The organism is Bacillus sp. JJ722, from assembly GCF_036963345.1.
Classification (GTDB): Bacteria; Bacillota; Bacilli; order Bacillales; family DSM-1321; genus Bacillus_AD.
Map to the genome: position 1 here is coordinate 1 of NZ_JBALMO010000179.1, position 7,680 is coordinate 7,680.

The 7,680-nt window shown below is 34.9% G+C and carries 7 protein-coding genes; 2 read left to right on the forward strand and 5 right to left on the reverse strand.

Annotated features, from left to right (window positions below; all coding sequences use genetic code 11):
- Window positions 1-198: 198 nt before the first annotated feature.
- Window positions 199-2,070 carry an acyltransferase family protein gene (locus V7014_RS19675; RefSeq protein ID WP_335509517.1) on the forward strand — a complete coding sequence of 624 codons (1,872 nt, stop codon included), beginning with the start codon at window positions 199-201 and terminating at the stop codon, window positions 2,068-2,070.
- A gap of 164 nt (window positions 2,071-2,234) precedes the next feature.
- Here V7014_RS19675 and V7014_RS19680 read toward each other — a convergent pair whose 3' ends face one another.
- The 4 genes from V7014_RS19680 to V7014_RS19695 all read right to left on the reverse strand — a co-directional run bounded on the left by V7014_RS19680 (window position 2,235) and on the right by V7014_RS19695 (window position 5,690).
- Complete coding sequence (locus V7014_RS19680) at window positions 2,235-2,510, reverse strand: late competence development ComFB family protein (RefSeq protein ID WP_335509504.1); 276 nt, start codon at window positions 2,508-2,510, stop codon at window positions 2,235-2,237.
- 426 nt (window positions 2,511-2,936) lie between these two features.
- Complete coding sequence (locus tag V7014_RS19685) at window positions 2,937-3,539, reverse strand: YczE/YyaS/YitT family protein (RefSeq protein WP_335509506.1); 603 nt, start codon at window positions 3,537-3,539, stop codon at window positions 2,937-2,939.
- Between the two features lie 75 nt (window positions 3,540-3,614).
- On the reverse strand, window positions 3,615-4,262 hold the full coding sequence (locus V7014_RS19690; protein ID WP_335509508.1) for an HD domain-containing protein: 648 nt from the start codon (window positions 4,260-4,262) through the stop codon (window positions 3,615-3,617).
- Between the two features lie 195 nt (window positions 4,263-4,457).
- A complete protein-coding gene (locus tag V7014_RS19695; protein ID WP_335509510.1) occupies window positions 4,458-5,690 on the reverse strand; it encodes an ammonium transporter in 1,233 nt (410 codons plus the stop codon).
- Window positions 5,691-5,906: 216 nt separating this feature from the next.
- On the opposite strand from V7014_RS19695, the gene V7014_RS19700 reads away from it, so the two are divergent.
- Window positions 5,907-6,686, forward strand: coding sequence for a potassium channel family protein (locus V7014_RS19700; RefSeq protein WP_335509512.1), 780 nt, complete (start codon window positions 5,907-5,909; stop codon window positions 6,684-6,686).
- Here V7014_RS19700 and V7014_RS19705 read toward each other — a convergent pair.
- On the reverse strand, window positions 6,674-7,075 hold the full coding sequence (locus tag V7014_RS19705) for a YugN-like family protein (RefSeq protein WP_335509514.1): 402 nt from the start codon (window positions 7,073-7,075) through the stop codon (window positions 6,674-6,676). The two genes, V7014_RS19700 and V7014_RS19705, sit on opposite strands and share 13 nt — an antisense overlap.
- Window positions 7,076-7,680 lie beyond the last annotated feature (605 nt).

Consider the following 7,680-nt stretch of genomic DNA (forward strand, 5'->3'; position numbering starts at 1 on the left):
CTTTTTGTTATGCTCGTTCGTTTAATATTTAAAGAGAAACTTTATTAATCGATAAGTAGCTCAGCGTAAATTGGAACGGGCTAAATATATTATATAACTTCATTTTTATAACAATTAGATTAGGATGGATCAGCATGAAAAACGGTAAAAATAATGCATTCTACAAAATGCTACGAAGTAAAAAGCAAAATCGAGGCAATGAAAATGTCTAGAGGAAAAAGTCGGTACATACCTGGTTTAGATGGACTTAGAGCACTAGCTGTTTTATCCGTTATTGCCTATCATCTAAAATTTGAATGGGCATCTGGTGGTCTTTTAGGCGTAACTATTTTCTTCGTCCTATCAGGTTATTTAATTACAAATCTATTATTAATTGAGTGGGAACAGACCCACCGTATAAATTTAAAAAACTTTTGGATTCGTCGTGCAAGAAGATTACTTCCAAGTATGTTAACGATGCTACTTATTGTAACTGCCTGGATTACATTATTTGATCAAGCCTTCTTAGGAAAACTAAAAGATGATTTTCTTCCTGCAATATTGTATGTAAGTAACTGGTGGTACATTTTCCACGATGTGTCTTACTTTGAAAGCATGGGTGTTCCATCCGTACTTACGCACTTTTGGTCATTAGCAATTGAAGAGCAGTTCTATATTGTCTGGCCGTTATTCATTTTCCTAGTATTATCAATTAAGTTGAAACGAAAACCAATAATTATTATCACGATGCTAATCGCTTTCGCTTCAGCACTCGCTATGGGTATCATGTATGAACCTGGCGCAGATCCTAGTCGTGTATATTACGGTACAGATACAAGAGCTTTCTCTCTATTAATTGGAGCAATGCTAGCATTAATATGGCCTAGTCATAAACTCTCTACAAAAGTTCCAATGCAGTTACGATTTGCAATGGATTTGATCGGAATCATTTCACTAATTACCTTATTGCTCATGATTCATAAATCAAATCAATACAGCGGATTTTTATACCTTGGTGGTATGCTACTAGCTTCTATATTAACTGCACTATTAGTCGCGATTATTGTGCATCCATCCAGCTTCCTTGGTAAGTGGCTTAGTATAAAACCATTACGTTGGGTTGGTGTTAGATCATACGGTATATATTTATGGCACTATCCCATTATATTGCTAACCAATCCACTAGTAGATACTGAAGGACCAAGCATTACACGCATTCTCTTCCAAATAACTTTAACCTTTGTTATTGCGGGATTATCCTATAAATACATCGAAAATCCAATTCGACAAGGATGGATTAAGCAATTTATTAAGAGAGTGACTTCCGGAGAATGGAAAATTAAGAATCTATCTACTAATCGTTGGGTAGCACTGGGCTGTGGCGTAATTCTTGTGTTCATCTCAACAATCGGTCTTGCTGCAACTCCTGTGGAACAACCTGATAAGGCTAATGCTAAAAAAGCTGAGCAGTCTTTGGAAATTGTAGCTGAAAACAATAAGCAAGATGAAACGGATGAAACAGATGCATCTATTAAATTTCATAAAGAAGTAAAAGAAGTACCTAAAGAAAAGGCTAAAGAAGAGTCTCAAGAACCAGAAAAAGAAGCTACACAACCTAATACAGATCAATTAATTAATGTAATAGGGGATTCTGTAGTCCTTGATGCAGCACCATATCTGCAAGAGAAATTTCCAAATATAATTGTTGACGCCAAAATTGGTCGACAAATGTCGCAAGCAGATGAAGTCTATAATCAATTTGTTCAAAAAGGAAAAGCTGGTGATATAGTTATTATCGGCCTTGGATCGAACGGAGCGTTTTCATCTTCACAATTGGATTCACTTCTAAACGCGATTGGAAGTGATAAAAAAATTATTTTAATAAATACACGTGTCCCTAGACCATGGCAATCAGTCGTTAATAATGCACTAGAGGAAGCAGCTGCTAAATATCAGCATGTTTCTCTCGTAGATTGGTATTCTCATAGCGCGGGTCATAATGAATATTTCGCACCCGATGGAGTCCATCTAACGAAAACAGGTTCACAAGCCTACGCTTCATTAGTCGAACAAACCATTAATAATTATTAATAATTATTAATAATTATCAAAAGAACCATTTCTCTACTCAAACGTTGAAAAGAGAAATGGTTTTTTAGCAATAAAATAGTGCCTAAACTAATTCAGACACAGCAATTTAAATAAAGAATGACACAAATAATCATTCGATTAGGATTGTTTCATACATTACCCAATTAATGCTTAGAATACTTTCCGACAGCATATATGGCTTTAATGATTCTTTTGTTAATCCACTTTAAATTCTCCGGTGTGTTTAACGCATCATAAGCATGCTTTCTAGCTTCATCTGTTGTAACATAATGAGTTGGAAGATTGTTCAAACTCATTGCAATGATTTCATTACGGCATGATTCACAATGACAAAAGGTTTGATATTCTGGTCCTGCCATAAGAATCTTTACAAGCGTTACTACAATCTCTTCCATTACATTAACATAGTCCTTTACCATATCTCTCCCACTTTCATTGCAAGTTGTTCGTTTTCATGATGTATAATCCTTAAGTAACACTAAAATTAAAATACCTGAATATTTTTTATATTCTTAATAAGAATTATATACAAAGTCCTAAATGAATTCGATAGTCATATAAAAAATAATTGGGCTGTTCTAGTTCTCACTATGAAACTAGGCATTATTTACTCCTTTCCACTATAAATTGTGACAAAAAATCTTTCCATATTAGTAATAATAGTTGTAACTACTAAATTTGTCTCCTTTAATAATACCGCATTTTTCTTTATTTATCAGACCATTCTGCTCTTTAACAATTTGTGAAGATTGACCTTCCTTCCCTAATATCATTTAAACAGTCTAAAGTTTAATATGTACAACACATTTTCCCCAAACAAAGCTGAAATGATAGTTTTTCGTCTCTCAACAAAGAATCGTTCTTTTTACGAAAACATTTATAAATTTCAAAGTCCATTCAACAGTTGGACCTATTAACAAAACACCAGCAATTGTCCCTAAACCAACAGTTCCCCCTAATAAAAAACCACTGATTACTAACGTAGCATCCAATCCAATTCGAATGTACTTGATTGATATGCTCCATCTTTCACTTAAATAAATCATAAGGCCTTCTAAAGCCCCTACACCAAACTCCGCCGATAAATATATAGCTAATCCCATCCCTAATAAAATGACTCCAATAAACGATAAGAAATAGGCTTCGAATCCACTAAATGTAAATATAGGAAGCTCAATCAATAAGTTAATAAAAAAACCTACACTTAAAGCATTTATTAAACTTCCCCAATAAATTTTAGAACGGTCTAACATGAAGACAACAAATAAGATAATGGCATTAAATAATTGACTTAAAGTACCAAAACGAAAAGGTGTAACATTCTCTAAACCTTGTAATAAGACACTAATAGGGTCTACTCCATGTCCCGTTGTGATAAAGAGAGTAATACCAATACTCGTTATAAACGAACCAAACAATACAATGCATATTTTCAAGAAAGATTTCAAAAAAAACACTTCCCGTTATCTTTGATTGTTTTATTCTTTCTGAAAATAATCTATTTTATGTAGACACCATGTAATTTACCGCACTCCTTTCCATTCCTCCAGAAATGTCTTTAAATACAATTCCATAAATGCATGACGTTCTTCAGCCATTTGCTTTCCGAAGCTAGTATTCATCAAGCCTTTTAATTTGAGGAGTTTTTCATAAAAATGATTAATAGCTGATGATTTCCCCATTCGATATTCTTTTCCTGATAGCTGCTCTCTAGGTTGAATAGTAGGATCATGGATAATCTGTCCCTTTGCTCCTGAAAAAGCAAACGCTCTAGCAATTCCTACTGCTCCAATTGCATCTAAACGATCGGCATCTTGTACCACTTTTCCTTCGAGTGTACTCATTGGTGGCCGTCCACCTCCTTTAAATGACATCATTGTAATAATTTCAATGATGTGCTTAATCGAATTCTCATCTAGTCGTAATGAATGCAGCCATTGTTCTACTTCAGCAACTCCTGCTTCTTCACTACTATTAAGCTTCTCATCTGCAACATCGTGGAGCAACGCCGCCATTTCACATATGAACAAGTCAGCCCCTTCATGTTCAGCAATTGTTTTCGCAAGATTAGTCACTCTATGTATATGCCACCAATCGTGACCACTACTTTCACCTGATAATAACCCAAAAACATATTTTTCCGTCAATATAATCATTTCACTATTCGTCATATATCCTCACTCCATCCAATAAAAAAGGTCGATTTACCCTCTATCATAGATGGTAAATCCGACCTTATAAAGTGAAACTTTGAAAACTTTGATTGTGGTTCTTACTGACGCTTAAAACTACATTTTGAAGTAGGTGTCTAAGCACCAGTTTGAACAGGAGAAACAGTAACATAATAATAATGGCTCTCTTCTTATTTAATTTTTAAATGTTGAATCATAATAGGCACTTTCACCATGGTACGTAACATCAAGTCCACGAGATTCAACATCTTCATCTACACGGATTGGGATGAATACATGAATCACTTTTATAATAATAAATGTCGCAATTCCTACGAATGCATACGTTGTTCCAATTGCAATTAATTGCTTCCCTAATAGAGCCACCTCACCATAAAACAAACCATTTGCTCCTGCTTCATTCACAGAAAGTGTAGCAAATAATCCCGTAGCAATTCCGCCCCATGTTCCACCAATTCCATGTAGCCCGAATGCTCCTAAAGCGTCGTCAGCCCCTATCTTGTGATTTACTACAATTAATCCTAAGAAACATAATCCACCACTGATGAAGCCAATTAAGATGGAAGCTGCGGGTGTAACAAATCCACATGCTGGTGTAATAGCAACTAATCCAGCAATGGCTCCTGACATTGCTCCTAACATTGTAGTTTTCTTAGCTACAAACCACTCTACAACAATCCAACCAATGATTCCTGTCGCTGCAGCCACAGCCGTGTTTACGAAAACCGTCATCGCTACTTCATTGATTGTTAATGTACTTCCTACATTGAAACCGAACCAACCAAACCATATTAACGTAGCACCAACAATAGTTAATGGTAAATTATGAGGAGCACTATTCGTAACATCTTTACGTTTTCCAAGTAAAATAGCGACTACTAATCCAGCTACCCCTGAAGATATATGAACAACGTTCCCCCCCGCATAATCTAGAGCACCAAGCTCTCTTAACCATCCACCAACACCCCAAACCCAGTGAGCAACTGGTGTGTATACCGCGACACTCCAAATTGTTGCAAATAATACGAAAGCGGAAAATTTCATTCGTTCGGCAACAGCTCCTGAGATAATAGCTACAGTTAATACCGCGAATGTCATTTGGAATAACATAAACATGCTGTGCGGTATGGTCACGCTATAGTCTTCATTCGGACTAAATCCAACACCCTTTAAACCAACCCAATCGAAATTGCCTATAAAAGCATTTCCTCCTGTTGAAAAAGATAACGAATAACCGACTAACACCCAAACTACAGTAACAATCGCAAGTGGCACAAAACTGTGCATGGCAGTATTCAACACATTTTTGCTTTTTACCATTCCTCCATAAAATAGCGCAATTCCTGGTGTCATGATCCAAACTAACAAGACAGACAAAAACATAAAAATTGAATCACCCATATTCATAATATTCTCCCCTTTCTTAATGTTAGATTTATTGACATTAATTTGTTATGTTTTATATCATAATATGGATATTAATAAATTTCAATAACTTTTTTTAAATTTTCTAATAATTATGTCAGTTTTTCTAACACTAAATCATTTCAAGATTAAATGCTTGAGTTTTACCACTTTTGAACATAATGGATGTATGAAACGCGAACATTCGGAGTGATCATGATGATTCAAAAGATTTCAAACTATATATCAAAAATCCCAAAAATCATTAAATTAATTTTAATCATTTTAATGTTGATAAGCATTTTTGGATTCACCATGACTATTGTAGAACCTCAAACATTTCCAACTTTTCTAGAGGGTATATGGTGGGCAATCGTAACAACCTCAACAGTTGGCTATGGTGATTACGCACCTATTACAATTGCCGGAAAGTTAATTGGGATGGTGCTTATTTTCATCGGGGCTGGTTTTGTTACCACCTATTTCGCTACAGTTTCAGCTGCAGCCATTTCATCGGAGGAGAAATTAATGAAAGGAACGAAGGAATTTACAGAAGAAAATCATTATATTATTGTTGGTTGGAATGAACGTTCGAAGAATATAATCCAACGGCTTCATGCAGAGGAATTAAAATTTCCTATCGTGTTGATTGACCAAACATTACGGAAGCACCCAGATCCACATTTTAGTTTTCATTTCATCCACGGGAAGGCTACCGAAGATACTACCTTACTGAAAGCTAATATCCAAAAAGCCACAAAAATTCTCATTACAGCTGATTTTAAGCAACAAGAATTTCAAGCGGATATGTTTTCTATACTAACCTTAATTGCAAGCAAAGGTTTAAATCCAAATATCTATGGCTGTGTAGAGATTCTGACCTTAGATCAAATAGAAAATGCTAAACGAGCAGGAGCAGATCATATTATTCAAACAAATGTATTTGCTGGTGAAATAATGGTTAACGTCTTAACTAATAAAGACAATCACAGTATGTAAAATTCCAATTCTTCAACAAGCGCTTTACCTAAAATACCATACTGTTTCTGGATAGATGCGTCAGCATCAACCGGTTCTGAAAACTGGTTAAACAGAGAAGTAACTCCACTTGTATAAGCAAAATCATCTAACCCACTTTGATACTGGTGTGCAAGTATAAACGGAGTGCCTATTCTTACAACCACGCCTTTTTCATCTAGATTACCTTGTACAGCTTCAAATGGCACTCGCAAATAAACATAACCCGGATCATCAGCCATTTTATAATCAAAGTATCCATGGTTATAATCCCAATTAGCAGCAATTTCATATCCTAACGGCTTTAATAATTGTTCTAGTTCATAAAGTGTCAATGTTGCACATTCAATTTTTGAATTTATTTTCAACATAACATTCACTCCTTTTTATTAGATTAACCGAATGACATTATTTTTAATCGAATCTATTTCCACTTCATTCTACTGACATACTGTATAAAACCCCACTTTATTTAGTGTGATTTTATTCTTATTCAAACTCTATTTCAGGTTGAATCATCGTCCATTTAAGCTTAAACACTTATCTATAATCTATAAAAACAAATAAGGTAGAGATGAGCCTCTCTACCTTATGTTGAATCAGTGATTTAACACTAACTCTGGGTCATACCTAATATGCTTTAATTACATTATCGGAATCGAAACTGCCGAAGTACTTGGAATCACACCTGAATAGGATGCTCAGTTCGGTAAACTATATCATTTCACCCAAATTGTAGTTAAAACTACATCACTTCTATAAATTGACCATGCAAGAAATGTTAAAATAGTTTTGATAACTACATTTAAATTATAACCTCAGCTCCATTAGTCACGTTTGAAGTGCAACGCCATCTTATTTACACAAAGATGCATGTGGGCCTTGCATTTTTTTTGACAAACATGCTTGGCTTTTTTACACTTCTTTTTATGGTGATGATTTTCACTTGAACTAGAGCTACTACTTTCCCAACTTT

Bases quoted from the DNA above. Each gene is read 5' to 3' on its own strand.
- V7014_RS19700 (WP_335509512.1), top strand. From the start codon at position 5,907: ATGATTCAAAAGATTTCAAACTATATATCAAAAATCCCAAAAATCATT.
- V7014_RS19680 (WP_335509504.1), bottom strand. From the start codon at position 2,510: ATGGTAAAGGACTATGTTAATGTAATGGAAGAGATTGTAGTAACGCTT.
- V7014_RS19705 (WP_335509514.1), bottom strand. From the start codon at position 7,075: ATGTTGAAAATAAATTCAAAAATTGAATGTGCAACATTGACACTTTAT.
- V7014_RS19695 (WP_335509510.1), bottom strand. From the start codon at position 5,690: ATGAATATGGGTGATTCAATTTTTATGTTTTTGTCTGTCTTGTTAGTT.
- V7014_RS19675 (WP_335509517.1), top strand. From the start codon at position 199: ATGAAAATGTCTAGAGGAAAAAGTCGGTACATACCTGGTTTAGATGGA.
- V7014_RS19690 (WP_335509508.1), bottom strand. From the start codon at position 4,262: ATGACGAATAGTGAAATGATTATATTGACGGAAAAATATGTTTTTGGG.